This window comes from Streptomyces sp. NBC_00400, from assembly GCF_036048035.1.
Classification (GTDB): Bacteria; Actinomycetota; Actinomycetes; order Streptomycetales; family Streptomycetaceae; genus Streptomyces.
This window is the reverse complement of record NZ_CP107940.1, coordinates 956,609-974,576: the sequence shown is the minus strand read 5'-3', so window position 1 is coordinate 974,576 and position 17,968 is coordinate 956,609. Positions and strand designations below refer to the sequence as shown.

17 protein-coding genes are annotated in these 17,968 nt (G+C 72.8%); 9 read left to right on the top strand and 8 right to left on the bottom strand.

All coding sequences use genetic code 11. The features are described 5' to 3' along the window. Positions 1-223 precede the first annotated feature (223 nt). The 6 genes from OHS81_RS04360 to OHS81_RS04335 form a co-directional block, all read right to left on the bottom strand. Positions 224-1,153, bottom strand: coding sequence for a phosphatidylinositol-specific phospholipase C (locus OHS81_RS04360; protein ID WP_328382593.1), 930 nt, complete (start codon positions 1,151-1,153; stop codon positions 224-226). A gap of 147 nt (positions 1,154-1,300) precedes the next feature. Next, complete coding sequence (gene egtD / locus OHS81_RS04355) at positions 1,301-2,263, bottom strand: L-histidine N(alpha)-methyltransferase (RefSeq protein ID WP_328382591.1); 963 nt, start codon at positions 2,261-2,263, stop codon at positions 1,301-1,303. Further along, on the bottom strand, positions 2,260-3,015 hold the full coding sequence (gene egtC, locus OHS81_RS04350) for an ergothioneine biosynthesis protein EgtC (RefSeq protein WP_328382589.1): 756 nt from the start codon (positions 3,013-3,015) through the stop codon (positions 2,260-2,262). The genes egtD and egtC overlap by 4 nt, the downstream gene beginning before the upstream one ends. A 37-nt stretch (positions 3,016-3,052) precedes the next feature. Beyond that, positions 3,053-4,375 carry an ergothioneine biosynthesis protein EgtB gene (gene egtB, locus OHS81_RS04345; RefSeq protein WP_328382587.1) on the bottom strand — a complete coding sequence of 441 codons (1,323 nt, stop codon included), beginning with the start codon at positions 4,373-4,375 and terminating at the stop codon, positions 3,053-3,055. Further along, on the bottom strand, positions 4,372-5,649 hold the full coding sequence (gene egtA / locus OHS81_RS04340; protein ID WP_328382585.1) for an ergothioneine biosynthesis glutamate--cysteine ligase EgtA: 1,278 nt from the start codon (positions 5,647-5,649) through the stop codon (positions 4,372-4,374). The genes egtB and egtA overlap by 4 nt, the downstream gene beginning before the upstream one ends. A gap of 322 nt (positions 5,650-5,971) precedes the next feature. After that, complete coding sequence (locus OHS81_RS04335; protein ID WP_328382584.1) at positions 5,972-7,183, bottom strand: pyridoxal phosphate-dependent aminotransferase; 1,212 nt, start codon at positions 7,181-7,183, stop codon at positions 5,972-5,974. Positions 7,184-7,297: 114 nt separating this feature from the next. Here OHS81_RS04335 and OHS81_RS04330 point away from each other — a divergent pair, with 114 nt between their 5' ends. From OHS81_RS04330 to OHS81_RS04310, 5 genes are all read left to right on the top strand, one after another. Next, positions 7,298-8,008, top strand: a complete 711-nt coding sequence (locus OHS81_RS04330; RefSeq protein WP_328382582.1) for a winged helix-turn-helix transcriptional regulator — start codon at positions 7,298-7,300, stop codon at positions 8,006-8,008. Then, positions 8,005-8,487 (top strand): phosphatase domain-containing protein, encoded by a 483-nt coding sequence (locus OHS81_RS04325; protein WP_328382580.1) that lies wholly within the window; start codon positions 8,005-8,007, stop codon positions 8,485-8,487. The genes OHS81_RS04330 and OHS81_RS04325 overlap by 4 nt, the downstream gene beginning before the upstream one ends. Before the next feature lie 150 nt (positions 8,488-8,637). Beyond that, a complete protein-coding gene (locus OHS81_RS04320) occupies positions 8,638-9,636 on the top strand; it encodes an NADPH:quinone oxidoreductase family protein (protein WP_328382578.1) in 999 nt (332 codons plus the stop codon). Then, a complete protein-coding gene (locus OHS81_RS04315; RefSeq protein ID WP_328382576.1) occupies positions 9,633-10,889 on the top strand; it encodes an acyl-CoA dehydrogenase family protein in 1,257 nt (418 codons plus the stop codon). Before OHS81_RS04320 ends, OHS81_RS04315 begins: the two co-directional genes overlap by 4 nt. Continuing rightward, on the top strand, positions 10,886-12,046 hold the full coding sequence (locus tag OHS81_RS04310) for an acyl-CoA dehydrogenase family protein (protein WP_328382574.1): 1,161 nt from the start codon (positions 10,886-10,888) through the stop codon (positions 12,044-12,046). Before OHS81_RS04315 ends, OHS81_RS04310 begins: the two co-directional genes overlap by 4 nt. Before the next feature lie 74 nt (positions 12,047-12,120). On the opposite strand, the gene OHS81_RS04305 is transcribed toward OHS81_RS04310, so the two are convergent. Next, on the bottom strand, positions 12,121-12,681 hold the full coding sequence (locus tag OHS81_RS04305) for a hypothetical protein (RefSeq protein ID WP_328382572.1): 561 nt from the start codon (positions 12,679-12,681) through the stop codon (positions 12,121-12,123). Between the two features lie 203 nt (positions 12,682-12,884). Between OHS81_RS04305 and OHS81_RS04300 the strand changes: the two genes are divergently transcribed. Further along, the gene (locus OHS81_RS04300) at positions 12,885-14,252 is read left to right on the top strand and encodes a hypothetical protein (RefSeq protein ID WP_328382570.1); all 1,368 of its coding nucleotides are present in this window, start codon (positions 12,885-12,887) and stop codon (positions 14,250-14,252) included. Between the two features lie 109 nt (positions 14,253-14,361). Here OHS81_RS04300 and OHS81_RS04295 read toward each other — a convergent pair whose 3' ends face one another. Beyond that, on the bottom strand, positions 14,362-14,904 hold the full coding sequence (locus OHS81_RS04295; RefSeq protein ID WP_328382568.1) for a cell wall hydrolase: 543 nt from the start codon (positions 14,902-14,904) through the stop codon (positions 14,362-14,364). A 102-nt stretch (positions 14,905-15,006) separates the two neighbouring features. Here OHS81_RS04295 and OHS81_RS04290 point away from each other — a divergent pair, with 102 nt between their 5' ends. From OHS81_RS04290 to OHS81_RS04280, 3 genes are all read left to right on the top strand, one after another. Then, the gene (locus tag OHS81_RS04290; protein ID WP_328382566.1) at positions 15,007-16,236 is read left to right on the top strand and encodes a S1 family peptidase; all 1,230 of its coding nucleotides are present in this window, start codon (positions 15,007-15,009) and stop codon (positions 16,234-16,236) included. A 283-nt stretch (positions 16,237-16,519) separates the two neighbouring features. Then, on the top strand, positions 16,520-16,921 hold the full coding sequence (locus tag OHS81_RS04285) for an acyl-CoA thioesterase (protein WP_328390894.1): 402 nt from the start codon (positions 16,520-16,522) through the stop codon (positions 16,919-16,921). A gap of 103 nt (positions 16,922-17,024) precedes the next feature. After that, on the top strand, positions 17,025-17,930 hold the full coding sequence (locus OHS81_RS04280) for a LysR family transcriptional regulator (protein WP_328390892.1): 906 nt from the start codon (positions 17,025-17,027) through the stop codon (positions 17,928-17,930). The last annotated feature ends 38 nt before the right edge of the window (positions 17,931-17,968 follow it).

Below are 17,968 nucleotides of genomic sequence, written 5' to 3'. Positions count from 1 at the left end.
TTCCGCTCAGGCGACGAAGATCACGAACAAAAAGCCGCATTGGAACCCCCGGCGCACCCGCCACCCGAGGGGCCCGGCGGTCAGGCCGCGGCGAGCGGGACGGCCGCGCCGCCGGAACGCGGCCCGCTGGGCCGGTCGGGTGACCCGCCGGGTGCCGGCCCCGGCCCTCCGCGGCGTGCCGGACGGGCGGGTGCCGGACGGCCACGTGCCCCGTGGCTCCCGCTCACGCCGCGAGCCGCACCCCCTGCCCCGCGAGCTGGTGCCGGATCAGCGTCTCCGTCAGGCCGGCCTCGTTCGGGAAGTCCATCGGGACGATCCCCAGGCCCGTCCAGCCGCTCCCTTCCGGGCCCTCCAGCAGCCGCTTGACCTGCGGGTTGAGACGGTCCGCGTTGGAGCGGGGCGGAAGCAGCGCCGCGGTACTGACGTAATTGACGAAGAGCTTGCCGGGCTGGGTGACGGCCTTGCGGAACTGGGCCTCGATCTTCGGGTACTTCCCGAACGGCTCCGCCATGTAGTCGTCCTGGATGTCGAACAGCTGAGGATCGGCGTAACGGACGCCGCCCAGACCGTCGGAGTCCGCCAGCAGGACCACCCGGCCGCGGGCCTGACCCAGCGTCGGCAGCCCGGCGTCCAGCCGGAACAGCGACCGGTAGCCCTTGTCGTCCAGGTAGCTGCCGAAGATCCGGCGGAACTCCTCCGCGCTGACCTCCGAGTACTCCTGCTTGACCCGCATCAGCACCGTCTCGGAGGGATGTGCCTGCAGGAACGCCCGGCAGGCGTTGAGCACATCACCGAACATCAACTCCTGGTAGAAGGCGCCGTGATGGATGGCGAAGACGTTGTCGATGGCCCGGCAGCGGACGTCCAGGAAGCGGATACCGCTGTTCAGCTGGGCGTCGACGGGGGTGTTCTGACAGGCGACCCAGGGGCCGCCCACCCGGGCGCCCGAGTCATGGGTGCCGGGGATGGTGAGCCGCTGGACGGGGGTGGCGTCGCCGAGCGCCGACATCCAGTCCTGTACGGACAGCCGGGGCGCCCGGCGCTGGGCCGCGTCCGCCGTGTACTGCCCGCTGCCCACACCCGCCAGCACACCGGCGGCCGACAGCCCGGCCGCGCCCCGGAGGAAACCCCGTCGATCCAGTCCCAGCCCCATGCCGCTTCCCCTGTCCGTCGAGTCTGCGTGGGTGCGCAGCGGCAGCCCCGGTGCGCACCGGCGATCGGGGCATCGAACCACAGGGAGCGTACGAGCGGCACCCGGCCGGCGGGCCCGGGGGGCGCGCCGGCCGGGAAGGGGCGGAAATCAGACGCGGAAGGACAGCGACAGCGCGAAGCGGTCCGTGCTGTCCGTCCACCAGCTGCTCAACTGCAGCCCGGCCGCCTTGAGTTCGGCCCGTACGCCCTCCTGGCGGAACTTGGCCGAGACCTCGGTCCGCAGGTCCTCGCCCGCGGTGAAGCTCACCGCCAGGTCCACTCCGGGGATCTTGACGGTCAGGTCCTTGCGGGCCCGCAGGCGCATCTCGATCCACTCGCGCCCGTCGTTCCACAGGGCGACATGGTCGAAGTCCGCCGGGTCGAAGTCGCCGCCCAGTTCGCGGTTGATGACCTCCAGGACGTTCTTGTTGAACGCGGCCGTCACGCCCTGCGGGTCGTCGTAGGCGGCGACGAGCGTGGCCTCGTCCTTGACCAGGTCGGTGCCGAGCAGCAGGGCGTCGCCCGGGGAGAGCATGGCGTGCACGGACTGCAGGAACGCGGCGCGCTCCTCGGGGAGCAGATTGCCGATGGTGCCGCCGAGGAAGGCGAGCAGCCGCGGGCCGGGCGTGCCGGGGAGTTCGATGCCCTGCTGGAAGTCGGCGACCAGCGCGTGCACGGTGAGGCCGGGATGCTCGGCGAGCAGCGTCTCACCCGCCACGGCCAGCGCGGATTCGCTGACGTCGATGGGTACATAGGAGTGCAGTTCGGTCAGCGCGCCGAGGAGATGGCGGGTCTTGTCGGAGGAGCCCGATCCCAGCTCGATCAGGGTGCGGGCCCGGGTCGCCGCGGCGATGTGATCGGCACGGGTGAGCAGGATCTCCCGCTCGGCGCGGGTCGGGTAGTAGTCGGGCAGCTTGGTGATGTCCTCGAACAGCTCGCTCCCGCGGGCGTCGTAGAACCACTTGGGCGGCAGCTGTTTGGGGGTACGGGACAGGCCCTGGGCGACATCGGCGCGCAGCGCGGCCGCGGTGGCGTCGGCAGGGAGGGTGCGGGTGATGCTGAGCGGGCTCACGTGGCGGGCTCCTTGAGCGGGGTGAGGCGGACCTCGGTACCGGTGGCGCGCAGCAGGGTGCGGTCCGGGACCTCGGTCCAGTGGGGGGCATCGTCGTACGGTTCGGAGGCGACCACCGTGCCGCCCTGGGGAACGGCCAGGTGGCACAGCGTGTCGCCCCAGGTGGTGGCGGCGATGGCGGTGCCGTCGGTCAGCAGCAGATTGAGCCGGGAGGCGGGCGCGGCCGCGGCGACCGCCGCCACCGTGCCGGCCAGCGCCTCGCCGAGCTCGTCGCCGCGCGCCAACCGGAGGCGGACCAGCGCCCACAGGAACGCCGCGTCGCAGCGGGCCGGCAGCCGCAGCAGCTCTCCCGGCGGCAGCTCGGCCGCCAGCGGGGCGAGCGAGTCCGGCCAGCCGGACACCGCGCCGTTGTGGCTGAACAGATAGCGCCCCTCGGCGTACGGCGCGGCCGCGGCCTCGGCGTCCGCACCGGCCACGGTGGCATCGCGCACCGCGGCCAGCAGCGCGCCGGTGCGCACCACCCGCCCCAGGTCGGGCAGCAGATCGTCGCCCCAGATCGGCCCGGCCCGCCGGTAGCGGGCGGGCACCGGATCGCCCGGCGCGTACCAGCCGACACCGAACCCGTCGGCGTTAACCGTCCCGTACCGCTGCCGGCGCGGTTCCCACGACTGCCGGTACAGGCTGTGCGGCGGGGCCAGGACCACCTGTCCGATGGGGATTTCGGGTCCCAGATAAGCAAGGTGACGGCACATCAGGCATCGGCCTCCCGGGCCGGGCGGGCCGCGGCCGTCATGCGCCCGCCGCCGGTTCGGCGTCCCGGGCGGTCCGGAACCCGGAGAAGATCTGCCGGCGGATCGGCAGGTCCCAGTTGCGGAAGGTGCCCCGGCAGGCGACCGGGTCGACGGCGAACGAGCCGCCGCGCAGCACCTTGTACTCGTCGCCGAAGAACACCTCCGAGTACTCCCGGTAGGGGAAGGCGGCGAAGCCCGGGTACGGCAGGAAGTCGCTCGCCGTCCACTCCCACACATCGCCGATCAGCTGCCGCACGCCCAGCGGGGACTGCCCGTCCGGGTAGCTGCCGATGGGCGCGGGCCGCAGATGCCGCTGGCCGAGGTTGGCATGCGCCGGTGTGGGGTCCTCGTCGCCCCAGGGGTAGCGCCTGGTCCGCCCGGTCGCCGGATCGTGCCGGGCGGCCTTCTCCCACTCGGCCTCGGTCGGCAGCCGCCGGCCGGCCCAGCGTGCATAGGCGTCCGCCTCGTACCAGCTCACATGGAGCACGGGCTCGTCCGGCGGCACCGGCTCGGTCACCCCGAACCTCCGGCGCAGCCACTGGCCCCCGTCGCGCTTCCAGAAGAGCGGTGCGTGCAGCTTGTGCTCCTGCACCTGCGTCCAGCCCTCCGCGGCCCACCAGCGCGGGTCCTCGTAGCCGCCGGCCTCGATGAACCGCTGGTAGGCGCCGTTGCTGACGGGTGTGGTGTCGATCAGGAAGGAGGGCACCAGCCGGTGGTGCGCGGGCCGCTCGTTGTCCAGCGCCCAGGGCTCGGTGGAGGTGCCCATGGAGAACGGCCCGCCGGGCACCAGGACTTCCGCGGGCAGGATCTCTGCGGCGGAGACCACCAACGGCTCCGCCTCGGTGAGCACAGCGGGACCCGCACGGAGCTGGTGGGTGATGAGCATGGTCTCGTCGTGCTGCTGCTCATGCTGCGCGATCATGCCGAAGGCGAAGCCGGAGTCGAGCAGCGGACCGCCGTGCAGCTCGGTGCGTTCCAGGATGTCCAGCACCCGGCCGCGGACCTCGGCGACATAGCCGTGCGCCTCGTCGGGCGCGAGCAGCGGAAGCGAGGGGCGCCGGGCACGGGGGTGTTCGAAGGCGTCGTAGACGGAGTCGATGTCCGGGCGCAGCGCGTCCCGGCCGCCCACGGTGCGCAGCAGCCACTGCTCCTCCTGGTTGCCTATGTGGGCCAGGTCCCACACCAGCGGGGACATCAGGGGGGAGTGCTGCGCGATGAGGTCGGGATCCTCGACACAGGTGGTCAGCAGGCGGGTGCGGTCACGGGCGGCGAGCAGCGCCGAGGCCGCGCGCTCACGAAGGAGCTCGGGATCGGGGGTCACTGGCTGTCCTTCCCAACGATGAGATCGCCCTCCGCGGCGTACAGGGCGTCGAGATGATCGTCCGCGGGGCAGCGGCCGCGTGCCACGTACCGTTCGGTGAACTCCGCGACCGCCGCCAGCACCTCGGGGGAGGCTCCGAGCCGTGGCAGGGCTTCCTGCGCGGCGGCGAAGCAGGCAACCGCCGCCGTGTGCAGTTCCGGGTCGGTCAGCGCCGCGCGGGCGGCGCGCCGCCACAGCGGATTGCGCGGTGCCGGCCGGGAGCCCGCCGTCTCCGCAAGGGGCTTGACGATGCGGTACGCCCGCTCCGCGGCCTCCGGGTCGTCGAACAGCGCGGCCGTGATGGCCAGCGGCACCACCCACCCGGCGTCGCCCGACTGTGCGTCGATCATCCGCAGTTCCAGATGGCCGCGCGGCCGTACCGGCGGGAAGAGGGTGGTGAGGTGGTAGTCCAGATCCTCCCGGGTGGGCGGTCTGGGCACGCCGGTACGGATCCACTCGCGGAAGGTGAGCCCTTCCGGCGCGTCCCAGGGCCCGTCCTCGGCGCGGATGCACATCACCGGCGCGTCCAGGACATACGCCACCCAGGCGGTGCGCGGGTCGGCCCCCTGCGGCGGGGCGAGCGTACGGCCCGGGTCGAGCTGTGACCAGACGACCTGGCGGGTGGTGCGGTAGCCGGTGGGGCAGCCCTCGCTGGTGGGCGAATTGGCGAAGGCCGCGGCCAGCACCGCGCCCAGCAGATGCGCCAGCAGCCAGCGCCGGCCGTGCCCGAGCGGCCCCGGCTCCTCGTAGCCGGCGTCCACACACACCTGCACGGAAGCGGTGGCGCACATCATGGACCGCCCGGCGGAGCCCCAGCGGTCGAAGTACGCCTCCATGGCGTTGTAGCGCGGCTCGGTCAGCACCCGCTGCGGGCGGTGCCACGGATTGTGACCGTGGCCGGCCATGCCCAGGCCCATGGCCAGCATGGCGGGGCGGACCAGCGCGAGATCGGCGGTGACCGCGTCGATGCACTCGGTGAGGGTGCGGGCGGGGAGCGAGCTGAGCTCCAGCTGGCCGCCGGGCTCGAAGGTCAGCAGGGAGCTGAGGGGAAGGGCGCGCAACGTCGTTGCCGCGCTGTGCAGCCGGTCCGGTTCGAGGGGACATCGGGGGTTGCGCGCGTCGTGGACCAGCCATTCGATCTCGACGCCGATACGGCGCGGAGGCCCCGTCTTGAAGCATATTCCGCGCAGGTGAGCTTCCAGCTCCGCTTCTGTTTCCGCAGGTCGTACGGGCATGGAATCCCTCTCCCTGGTGGGGTGGCGGCAGGATTGCCGCCCTCCACCTAATCCGCTGCGGGCGATGCGCTCAAGGGCGCGTTCGCGCCGCGGTCGGCGGGACGGGCTTTCACGGGGCGAGCGGGCCGTCCGGGCCGGGAGACCCCCGGACGGAGCCGCGACGCCCTCCCGGCGCCAGGACGGCCTCCCGGCCCGCCGCGGCGGCCGGTGACCGGAACGGCGGACGGGGGACGGGGGCGAGCGGGGCGTACGGCCGTTCGAGTGAGTGCGGGGTGGGGGGAGTTTTGCCGTGACGGTCCTCCGGCACGTCCGCCGTCCGGTGTCACTGGCGGTAGCCCGCCAGGAAGCGCCCGATCCGGCTGATCGCGGCGTCGAGGTCATCGGCGTGCGGGAGGGTGAGGATGCGGAAGTGGTCGGGGTGCGGCCAGTTGAAACCGGTGCCCTGGACGACCTGGATCTTCTCCCGCAGGAGGAGGTCGAGGACGAACTTCTCGTCGTCGTGGATCTTGTGGACCGCGGGATCGAGGCGGGGGAAGGCGTAGAGCGCGCCCCTGGGCTTGACGCAGGAGACGCCCGGGATCTCGTTCAGCCGCTCCCAGGCCCGGTCGCGCTGCTCGCGCAGCCGGCCGCCCGGCAGCACCAGGTCCTCGATGGTCTGACGGCCGCCGAGCGCGGCCTGGATGGCGTACTGGGCGGGCGCGTTCGGGCACAGCCGCATGGACGCGAGGGTGCCCAGGCCCTCCAGGTAGTCGGCGGCGTGCTGCTTGGGGCCGGAGACCACCAGCCAGCCGGAGCGGAAGCCGGCCACGCGGTAGGACTTGGACAGCCCGCTGAAGGTGAGGCAGACCAGGTCGGGGGCGAGCACCGCGGCGTGGTGGTGGACCTCGTCGTCGTACAGGATCCGGTCGTAGATCTCATCGGCGAAGACCATCAGGCCGTGGCGGCGGGCCAGGTCGAGCATGCCCTCCAGCAGCTCGCGGGGGTAGACCGCGCCGGTCGGGTTGTTCGGGTTGATGATGACCAGGGCCCGGGTCCGGTCGGTGATCTTCGAGGCGAGGTCGTCGAGGTCCGGCAGCCAGTCCGCCGACTCGTCGCAGAGGTAGTGCACGGCCTTGCCGCCCGCGAGGGTGGTGACCGCCGTCCACAGCGGGAAGTCGGGGGCCGGGATGAGGACTTCGTCGCCGTCGTCGAGCAGCGCCTGCACCGCCATCGAGACGAGTTCGGAGACGCCGTTGCCGAGGTAGATGTCGTTCACATCGACATCCGGCAGCCCGCTCTGCTGATAGCGCTGGGCCACCGCGCGGCGGGCGGAGAGGATGCCCTGGGACTCCGTGTAGCCGTGCGCGCGGGAGAGGTTGCGCAGCATGTCCTGCAGGATCTCGTCCGGGCACTCGAAGCCGAACAGCGCCGGATTTCCGGTGTTCAGCCGCAGCACGCTGTGGCCGGCCTCCTCCAGTGCGTCCGCGTGCTCGATCACCGGCCCGCGGATCTCGTAGCAGACGTCGGCCATCTTGCTGGACTGCTTGAACTGCATGCGGTGGCCTCCCGGTCCCTCGCTCACCGCGCGGCGCGGCAGCATTCGATACACCGTACTTGGTTTTACCAAGTGGGGACTTGGAAAGTCCAACCTCTGTCTATGCTGGGTGTCATGCCGCGCCGAAGTTATGACCAGTACTGCGCCGTTGCCCGAGCCCTGGACGCCGTGGGCGACCGCTGGACGCTCCTGATCGTCCGGGAACTGCTGGGCGGCTCCCGGCGCTACACCGATCTGCACGCCGATCTGCCGGGCGTCAGCACCGACATGCTCGCCTCCCGCCTCAAGGACATGGAGCGGGACGGCCTGGTCACCCGCCGCCGGCTCGCCCCGCCCTCAGCAGCCTCCGTCTACGAGCTCACCCCCCGCGGCCGCGCGCTGCTGCCCGCGCTGACCGCCCTCGCCGACTGGGGCGCCCCCGCGCTCGACGAGAAGCGCCCGACGGACGCGGTGCGGGCCCACTGGTTCGCGGTGCCCCTCGTCGCCCGGCTCGCCCGGCACTTCACGGAGGGCGTCGAGGTGGTCGGTATCGCCCTCGACGAGGGCGAGTTCCATGTCGTTCTCGGGGGCGGCGGAACGGGGGGCGACGGCCTGGAATCCGACGGTCCGGACGGCGGTCCCGGCTCTGCGGACGGCGGTCCCGGCTATGCGGACGGCCCCGCCGAGCGCCCCGATGTGCGGCTGCGGATGGACACCGCGACCTGCGCCGAGATCGCGTACGATCGCCTCTCCCTCGCGCAGGGCATCGAATCCGGCCGGATCGTGGTCACGTGGCCCGAGACGTCCGGCGAACGGCGGCGACGGAAGAGGACGGCAACGGCATGACGACGCGTCCCCTGGCGGTCTTCGACCTGGACGGCACGCTCGCCGACGCCGGTCACCGGCAGCATCTGCTGCACCGCACCCCGCGCGACTGGCAGGCCTTCTTCGCGGCCGCCACCGAGGACCCTCCGCTCGCCGAAGGGGTGGCCCTGGCCCTGCGCAGCACCGAGGACTGCGAGGTCGTCTATCTGACCGGCCGCCCGGAGCGCTGCCGCCGCGACACGCTGGCCTGGCTCGCCCGGCACGGGCTGCCCGAGGGCCGGTTGTGGATGCGCCCCGAAAGCGACCGGCGCCCGGCCCGGCACACCAAGCTGGAGATCCTGCGCCGGATCGCCCGTGGCCGCGAGGTCCGCCATGTCGTCGACGACGACGAACTCGTCTGCGACGCCTGCGAGAAGGCCGGCTTCCCGGTGATACGGGCCCGGTGGGCCACCCCGTCCGAGACCCTGCGCGACGCCCAGCAGCGGGCCGGGCGCACCTGAGCCTCCGCATGCGCCGGGCCGGGGCGGGCCGTCCCCGCGATGTGGCGGAGACTGTTCCCTGAGAGATACCGACCGCTTAGTATGTCGCTGGCGAGGGCGCCGGCGCGCCCTTTGCCCCACCCGCGTATCCAAGGTCTGTGGAGGCACCAGGTGAAGGCATGGCGCGTACACGCGAACGGCGAGCCGCGTGAAGTGATGCGGCTGGAGGAGGTGCCGGACCCGCAGCCCGGACCGGGTCAGCTGCTGCTACGGGTGCGGGCCGCCAACGTCAATTTCCCCGACGCCCTGCTGTGCCGCGGCCAGTACCAGGTCCGGCCGCCGCTGCCGTTCACCCCCGGCGTGGAGATCTGCGGCGAGGTGATCGCCGCGGGGGAGGGGGCCGCCGGTGAGACCGGGGCGCGGGTGCTGGCCCAGCCGCCGCTGCCCGACGGCGGCTTCGCCGAACTCGCCGTCGTCGACGCGGCGACGGTCCGCCCGGCCCCCGAGGCGCTGGACGACGCCGAGGCCGCCGCACTGCACATCGGCTACCAGACCGGCTGGTTCGGACTGCACCGCCGGGCCCGCCTCCAGGCGGGCGAGACCCTGCTCGTGCACGCCGCCGCCGGGGGCGTCGGCAGTGCCGCCGTACAGCTCGGCAAGGCCGCAGGTGCGCGGGTCATCGGTGTCGTGGGCGGCGAGGACAAGGCCCGCACCGCCCGCGAGCTGGGCTGCGATGTCGTCCTCGACCGGCGTCACGACGACGTCATCGGCGCCGTGAAGGAAGCCACCGGCGGCCGTGGCGCGGATGTGGTCTACGACCCGGTGGGCGGGGAGGCCTACGCCAAGTCCGTCAAGTGCATCGCCTTCGAGGGCCGGATCATCGTCGTCGGCTTCGCCGGCGGCGCCATCCCCACCCCGGCCCTCAACCACGCGCTGGTGAAGAACTACGCGATCCTGGGCCTGCACTGGGGCCTCTACAACACCAAGGACCCGGCCGCGGTCGACGCCTGCCACGAGGAGCTGGCGGGGCTCGCCGCACAGGGCGCCGTCAAGCCGCTCATCGGCGGCAGGTTCCCCCTGGACGGCGCCGCCGAAGCCGTCCAGCGGGTCGCCGACGGTACGTCCACCGGCCGGCTCGTCATCCTGCCCACGGCCGAGGAGGCCCGATGACCGACGCCGAAGACCTGCGCCGGCGCACCGCCGAGCTGCTTGCCGCACACCCGCCCACCCGTCGCCCACCACCACCCTTGGACGAGGGCCCTGCGGGCCCGCACCTCTGGTCTGCCACCGAACGGCTGGACTTCCTGCGCGCCCGCTTCGACGCCGGGCTGGCCTGGGTCCACTACCCCGAAGGCCTCGGCGGGCTGGACGCGCCACGCTCCCTGCAAGCGGTCGTGGACGCGGAGCTGGCGGCCGCCGGCGCCCCCGGCAACGACCCCGGCCGCATCGGCATCGGCCTCGGCATGGCCGCGCCCACCATCCTGCGCTTCGGCACCGACGAGCAGAAGCAGCGTCTGCTGCGCCCGCTGTGGACCGGCGAGGAGGTGTGGTGCCAGCTGTTCAGCGAGCCCGGCGCCGGCTCCGACCTCGCGGCCCTGGCGACCCGTGCGGTCCGGGAAGACGGGGGCGAAGCCGGGAGCGCGGGCGACTGGATCGTGGACGGCCAGAAGGTCTGGACGTCCAGCGCCCATCTGGCCCGCTGGGCGATCCTGATCGCCCGTACCGACCCCGGCCTGCCCAAGCACCGCGGCATCAGCTACTTCATCTGCGATATGACCGACCCCGGCGTCGAGGTGCGTCCGCTGCGGCAGATCACCGGCGAGGCCGAGTTCAACGAGGTCTTCCTCACCGGCGTGCGCATCCCCGACGCGCACCGTCTCGGGGAGGTCGGCGAGGGCTGGAAGGTCGCCCAGACCACGCTGATGAACGAGCGGGTCGCCATCGGCGGCGCCCGCATCCCGCGCGAAGGCGGGATGATCGGCGTGGCCGCCGCCGACTGGCGTGCGCGGCCCGAGCTGCGCACCCACGATCTGCACCAGCGGCTGCTGACGCTGTGGGTGGAGGCCGAGGTCGCCCGCCTCACCGGCGAGCGCCTGCGCCAGCAGCTGACCAAAGGCCAGCCGGGCCCTGAAGGCAGCGGGATGAAGCTGGCCTTCGCCCGGCTCGCCCAGGAGATCAGCGGCTGGGAGGTGGAATTCCTCGCCGAGGACGGTCTGACCTACGACGACTGGACGATGCGCCGCCCCGACGGGGTCGACTTCACCGGCCGCGAGGCCGGCTACCGCTATCTGCGCGCCAAGGGGAACTCCATCGAAGGAGGCACCTCGGAAGTGCTGCTCAACATCGTCGCCGAACGTGTGCTGGGGCTGCCGCCCGAGCCGCGCACCGACAAGGACGTCGCGTGGAAGGACCTCCCCCGATGAACGACGGGACACCCCTGAACGGCCCCCCGGCGGCCGACCCCGACCTTCTCTACTCCGCGGAGGAGGACGCGCTGCGCGACGCCGTACGGTCGCTGCTCAACGACCGCAGCGATCCGGCCACCGTGCTCGCCGGCCTGGAGTCGAAGGCCGCCTACGACACCGGCCTGTGGCGGGCGCTCGCCACGGACATCGGCGCCGCGGGGCTGCTGGTGCCCGAAGAGCTCGGCGGAGCGGGCGCGAGCGCCCGCGAGGCCGCCGTGGTGCTGGAGGAGACCGGCCGCTGTGTCGCGCCCGTCCCCTATCTGACCAGCGCGGTCATCGCGGTGACCGCCCTGCTCGGCTGCGACCTTGGCCGGGCGGACGTCGCCGCGCCGCTCGCCGCGCTCGCCGGGGGCAACGCCGTCGGTGTGCTCGCCGTCCCGCTGCCCACCGCTCCGGGCGGGCCGGCCGCACCGGCCGTACGGGCCGCGGCCGACGGCGCCCTGACCGGCCGGGTCACCTCCGTCGCCGACGCCGCGGGCGCCGGACTCCTCCTGGTCCCGGCCGAGGGCCCCGACGGCCCGGCCCTCTACGCGGTCGAGGCCGCGGCGGAGGGTGTCCGCACCGACTCCGTCACCCCGCTCGACCTCACCCGCCCCCTGGCGCACCTCACCTTCGACGGTGCCCACGGCAGGCTCCTGGCGACCGGCGACCGGGCCCGCACCGCCGTCGCACACGCCCTGCTCACCGGTGCCGGGCTGCTCGCGTCGGAACAACTGGGCATTGCCGAATGGTGCCTGGCCGAAACCGTGCGCCACACGGCCGAACGCACCCAGTTCGGCCGCCCCGTCGGCTCGTTCCAGGCGCTCAAGCACCGGATGGCCGCGCTCTGGCTGGAGGTGGCCTCGGCCCGCGCCGCCGCCCGCAATGCCGCGGACGCACTGGCCACCGGCAGTGCCGATGCTCCGGTGGCGGTCGCCGTCGCCCAGGCGTACTGCGCGCCGGTGGCGGTGCGTGCCGCCCAGGAGTGCATCCAGCTGCACGGCGGCATCGGTATGACCTGGGAACACCCGGCCCATCTGTTCCTCAAGCGGGCCAAGAGCGATGAACTCGCCCTGGGGTCGCCGGGGCGGCACCGGGAAGCACTGGCGGGGCTGGTCGCTCTCGACGCCCCTTAGCTCTCGACGCCCCTGAGCGGGCGCTTCCCCAGGCCACCTCCTGCCGGCCCCTCCTGCGGGTCCTCGGCGGCCGGTCATTCGGTGATGGCGAAGGTCCGGCTGACCGCGCCGACCGCGCCGTCACCGGCGGTGGCCACCTCCAGGACGTAGCGGGGGCCCGGCGGCACCTTGGGCAGCGTCACGATCGCCTCACCGGTCGGGCCGGCCTCCGCCCGGGGCACCACCAGGGCCACCCGCTGCGACCGGCCGTGGCCCGTCGCCGCCCGCAGCCAGACGTCCACCTCCTCGCCCGTGCTGTTCTTCCAGGCAGCCGTGAAGCTGCCGTTCGCCTTGTAGTCGACACCGGGCTCCGGCGCGGTCACCTCGATCCGCCCCGTCGGCGGCGAGGCGAAGTCCTCGGGCTCCCCGGGGTCTTCGGGTCCGGCGCCGGTGGCGGTCGTGTGGAGGACGGAGGTGGCGGCCCGGGCGGCCGAGCCCGCATGGCCGGACACGGCGGCTGTCGGACGGCCGGCCGAGGTCCCGTTCTTGCCGCCGTGCGGGCTCGACGGCGTCAGCGAGATCACCAGCATGCATCCGACGGCGGTGGCGGCGACGGCGACGGCCAGATTGGTGGCCATCGAGGTGGCCCTGCACATCGTCTCCTCGTTTCCTCGGGGGAGTGGCGAGCCGGAACATCCCCGGCACTTTGACCATCAAAAACGACGCGCGGAGCGATCACCTGGATGGACATCGCCGACGCGACAGCCGCCGCAGGACGGAGGAGAATCCCCCGGTGCGGGCCGAATCGACACCGGCACCGGTGATGTCTGGAAAGTGCGGTTCAGGTAGCGTCGAACACATGAAGACCGCAACACGTCGTGCGCTGATCGGGCCGGTTCTGCTGCTGATGGCCGCCCTGCTGGTGGTGGCCGCCGCACTGGCACCGGGAGCCCGTGCCGCCGGCGGGCTCGACGAGGCCGCGGCAGCCCTCAAAAAGGGCCCGGTCTATGTGGATCCCCGTGCTTCGGGTCAGTTCTCCCCGGCCGAAGCGGAGGCGCTGGCCAAGAAGATCAAGGACGCGGACAAGCCGGTCTTCGTCGCCGTGCTGCCACGCGCCGCCGAGTACCAGCCCAGCACGCTGCTGCGCGATCTCCGCACCAAGACCGGCATCAGCGGCGTCTACGCCGTCGAGCTCGGCAACGGCTTCAACGCCGGTGCCGACCCGCGGGTGATGCCGCACAGCGCGGTGCAGAACCTCGTCGGGTCCGTCAAGCGCTCCCACTACCCGAGCGTCAACGCCCGGCTGAACAGCTTCGTCGACACCGCGATCTCCTCGGCGCACGGCCAGGCGCCCGCCTCCTGGGGCGACTCCGGCGGCAGCGGCTTCGACACCGGCACCGCGATCGGTCTCGGTGTGCTGGTGGTCGTCGGCGGTGGCGGCGCCTACGCCCTCGCCCGCCGCAACCGCAGAAGGCGGGCCGAGGAGGAGCGGGCGGCGCTGGAGGACCTGCGGGTCGTCGTCGACGAGGACATCACCGCCTTCGGCGAGGAGCTGGACCGGCTCGACTTCCACCCCGGCGAGCCCGGTGCCGACGACGCGATGCGCGCGGAATACAGCCATGCGCTGGACGCCTACGAGAACGCCAAGTCGTCGATGGCGGCAGCCGGGCACCCCGGCGATGTGCAGGCCGTGACCAAGGCCCTGGAGGACGGCCGGTTCTCGCTGGCCACCCTTGCCGCGCGTCGCGAGGGCAGGCCGCTGCCCGAGCGCCGGCTGCCCTGCTTCTTCGATCCGCGCCACGGTCCGTCCGTCGTCGATGCCGCCTGGGCCCCCGCGGGCGGTGCCGAGCGCACCGTGCCGGTCTGCGCCGCGGACAAGAGCCGTCTGGACGACGGCCGGGAGCCGCTGGCCCGTACGGTCCGCACCCCGAGCGGCGACCGCCCCTACTGGGACGCGGGCCCGGCCTACGGCCCCTGGGCGGGCGGCTACTTCGGCGGCGGCCTGCTGCCCGGCCTCCTGGTGGGCACGCTGCTCGGCAACATGATGTGGTCGACCGACGCCTATGGCGCCGGCTTCGGCGGCCCCACGGGTGCCGAGGGCGGCGACTCCTCAGGAGCCGACTTCAACTCCGACGACTTCGGCGGGGGCTTCGGCGACGGCGGGGGCTTCGGTGACGGTGGCGGCTTCGGCGGCGGGGGCGACGGGGGCTTCGGCGGCGGTTTCTGAGCGCGGGGCGCCTCCCGCGCCGCCGCTTCAAGGCGCTCCCCGCCCGGCCGCATCACGGCGCGTTCCCCGGCCCGCCGCACCCGCCGCACCCGCCGCACCCGCCGGGCGCTCAGCGCTCCGTCGTGCGCACCGCCCGTTTGGCGCCGAGGAACCGCCCGTAGCGCGGGCGCGCCGCGAAGTCCGCATAGCGCCATACGGCGGGCTCGCCGACCTCCCGGCACAGATGCAGGACCCGGTCGGGCCCCAGGTGCACGCCCACATGTGCGCCGTACCCCGGTGGCCGGCCGTCGAGCGGCCCGGCGTCGAACAGCACCAGATCCAGCGGTTGCGGAGGGGCGGCCCGCCGTGTTGCGTGCTCGTCCGCCCAGAGTTCCGCCGAGCGCAACGGTGGTATCAGCAGGCCGAAGTGGCGTAGCACGGCATAGGCGTAGCGCTGGCAGTTCGCGCCCCCGGCCAGGTCGGCGAAGGGATCAGGGGCGGCGCCGCCGGGCGCACGGTCCGCCCTCGCCGGGTCGTATGACGGGCATTCAGGTGTCGGCGCTCCCGGATGGCGGGCGCCCGAGTAGGTCACCTTCCGCAGGGCCCGCGGAAGCCGCCGGAAGGCTACCGCGCCACCGGAGGCGGGGATTTGACGGCCGGGGTCGTACCTCACCCGGCCATGATGCAGGGGATCTCCCTCGTGCCGCACGTCCCGGTGTCGAGCAGGCTCGACGAATCGGATCCGACGTGCACTCGACACCGCGAGGAGACCCCGATGGAACGCCGCTTTCGCAAGGCAGCTCTCTGGGGCGCGACCGTCGCCGCCGTCATGGCGGCCGCCGGCCCGCTCGGCCCGGCGCATGCCGTGCCGCGGCCCGACCCGTCGCCGCCGCCCTCGCCGCGCGCCATGCTCGATGCGATGCGCCGCGACCTCGGGCTGACGGCACCGCAGGTGCGCACCAGGCTCGCCCAGGAGGCCGAGGCGCACCGCGCCGTGGCCACCGTGCGCCGGGCGCTCAGCGCACCGCCCGCCGGGATGTGGTTCGACAAGACGACCGGCAAGCTCGTCGTGGCGGTCACCGGTGCCGCCGATGCGCAGCGGGTACGTGCCGCCGGGGCGGTGCCCAAAACGGTGCCGCACAGCCGTGCCACGCTCACCGCACTGGTGCAGCAGATCAACCGGAAGGCGGGCAAGGGCGTACCGGGCGTCACCGGGTGGGGCGTGGACGAGCGCGCCAACGGCGTCGTGGTCCGTGTCGACCACACCAGGCGCACCGCCCGCACCGATGGCTTCGAGCAGACCGTCCGTGGTCTCGGGGCGCGCACGAAGGTCCCCGTCACCTTCGAAGGCGGCGACCGGAGGCCACGTCAGCAGGGCGGCTCGGTGGTGGGTGGCGAGCGGTGGATGCCCGGCAGCGAGGGCATCTGCTCGATCGGCTTCTCGGTGACCGGGCCGGACGGCTTCCAGGGATTCCTGACGGCCGGTCACTGCACCCTCACCGCCGACCAGCCCGCGTACGGCAAGGACGGCACCCGCATGGGGATCTCCAACGAGGGCGGCCATCACAGCGTCAACGACCGCGAGGGCGACTTCGGGCTGGTGGGAGTCGACCAGCCGGGCTGGATCGTCAGCTCGTACGTGGCGGGCCAGGGCGGTACGCCGGTCACCGTCACCGGTTCCCAGGAGGGCCTGGTGGGCATGTCGATCTGCCGCTCCGGGCAGAGCAGCGGCTGGCACTGCGGGGAGATCACCCGGGTCGACCAGACCGTGGACTACGGCAATACGGTCATCGAGGGCCTTTCGTTCACCAACGCCTGTTCGGCGCCCGGCGATTCGGGCGGTTCGTACGTCACCCAGCCCAACGCCCCGATGGCGATCGGCATGCACTCCGGCGGTGGCGCCGCCACCTGCGGCAACTTCGGCGGTGCCACCGTCACGATCTTCCAGCCGGTCGGGGAGCCGCTGGCCAAGTGGAACCTGAGACTGAAGACCGGCAGTCCTTGACGGGCAGTCCTTGACGGCCGGTGCCTGACGCGGTCGGTATCCGCCGGTCCCTGGCGCCTACGATGAGAGCCGGTGGCCGGGAAGCCCGAGGGCGTCCGAACGGCGGACCGGCAGATACGGGTACCAGGACGGTACGGGGACGGGAGAGATCGTGGTGGGAGCGGCACAGGCGCCGGACACGGAAACCGGTACGGACGCGGGGTCCGGAACGGGCACGGAGACCGGTGCGGACGCGGAAACCGCCGGTGCGCACGCGGCCGAGCCGTTCGCCGTCCCGGTCACCGTGCGCGGCTACGAAACGGACACCCAGGGCCATCTCAACCAGAGCGTCTATCTGCAGTACGCCGAGCACGCCCGCTGGTCGCTGCTGCAGGCGAGTGGCATCCGCCAGAGCACGATGGTGGAGCGGCGGGTCGGCCCGGTGACCGTCGAGACCACCATCCGCTACCGGCGCGAGCTGCGGGCCGGTGACGAGGTCGAGGTGAGCTGCGCCTTCGTCTGGGGCGAGGGCAAGACCTTCCGGATCGAGCAGACCGTGCGCACGGCGGACGGCACGGTGGCCGCCGAGGTGAGCGCCGTCTGCGGGCTGCTCGACCTCACCGAGCGCAAGCTTCTCAAGGATCCGCGAGCGGCCTTCCGCGACCTGGCCGACGACCCCTCGCTGCTCGGTCTCGCCGACGGCTGACGAGCGCTGCCGGCCTGGTCCGTGGCGCTCCGGGGAACTCCGGAGCGCCGCCGCGGTCCGCGAAGTGCGGCCCTTTACCCCCGGGTAGTGTGGGCGGGTGGACATGCTGCACTTGCGCTACTTCGTGGCGGTCGCCGAAGAGTTGAATTTCTCCCAGGCGGCACGCAAGCTGCACATGGCGGCGTCTCCGCTGAGCCAGCGGATCAAGGACCTCGAGCGTGAGCTGCACCAGACGCTCTTCGACCGCACCACCCATCACGTCGAGCTGACGCCCGCCGGTGCCGCATTGCTGCCGATGGCGCGCGAGGTGCTGGAACGCGTCAACTCCATTCCCTGGCGGCTGCGTGAGGCGGTCCGTCCGCAGCGCACCACCCTGCTCATCGGGATGCCTTCCGGGGTGCACCCCGGACTCCGCGCTCGGGTCCGGGAGCTGGAGGGGGCCTGCGGGGAGACCTACGAGCTCAAGCGCTGGCCCGGCCGTTCCACCAGCCTCGCCGAGGCGGTCCGCGACGGGCGGCTGGCTCTCGCACTGGCCCGGCTCCCCGTCTCCGACCCCGCGCTCGGCATCATCGAGGTCATGCGGGAACGGCTCGGGGCCGCGGTTCCCGCCGACCGGTTCGAGGGCCGGGCGTCGGTCACCCTGGACGAGCTGAAGCAATTCCCCTTTGTGGCCACCGCACCCGAGGCCCTGCCCGCGTATTTCGATGAAATCGATGCCCGGCTGAATTCCGCGGGGCTGAAAAAGAGAATTCGCATCAATAGCTCCGATTATGCGGGGACCTCGGAACTGGTGTCCGGCGGCCTCGCGTTTTCGATGACGATGCTCTCTCCGGAGAGCCCGATGCAGCTTTACCGGCTGGACAATGTGAAGGTGCTGCCGGTGGTGGACTTCCAGCCCGAACTCGCCACCGGCCTGGTTTTCCGTACGGACCGGGCGGAACCCGGGGGCGACCTCGAAGAGCTCGTCACGGTGGCCCGGCGCATCTTCGCCGAGGAACTTTTCGCCTGACAGGCGGGCGCCGGTAATCCGGCGAGAAGGGTATGACC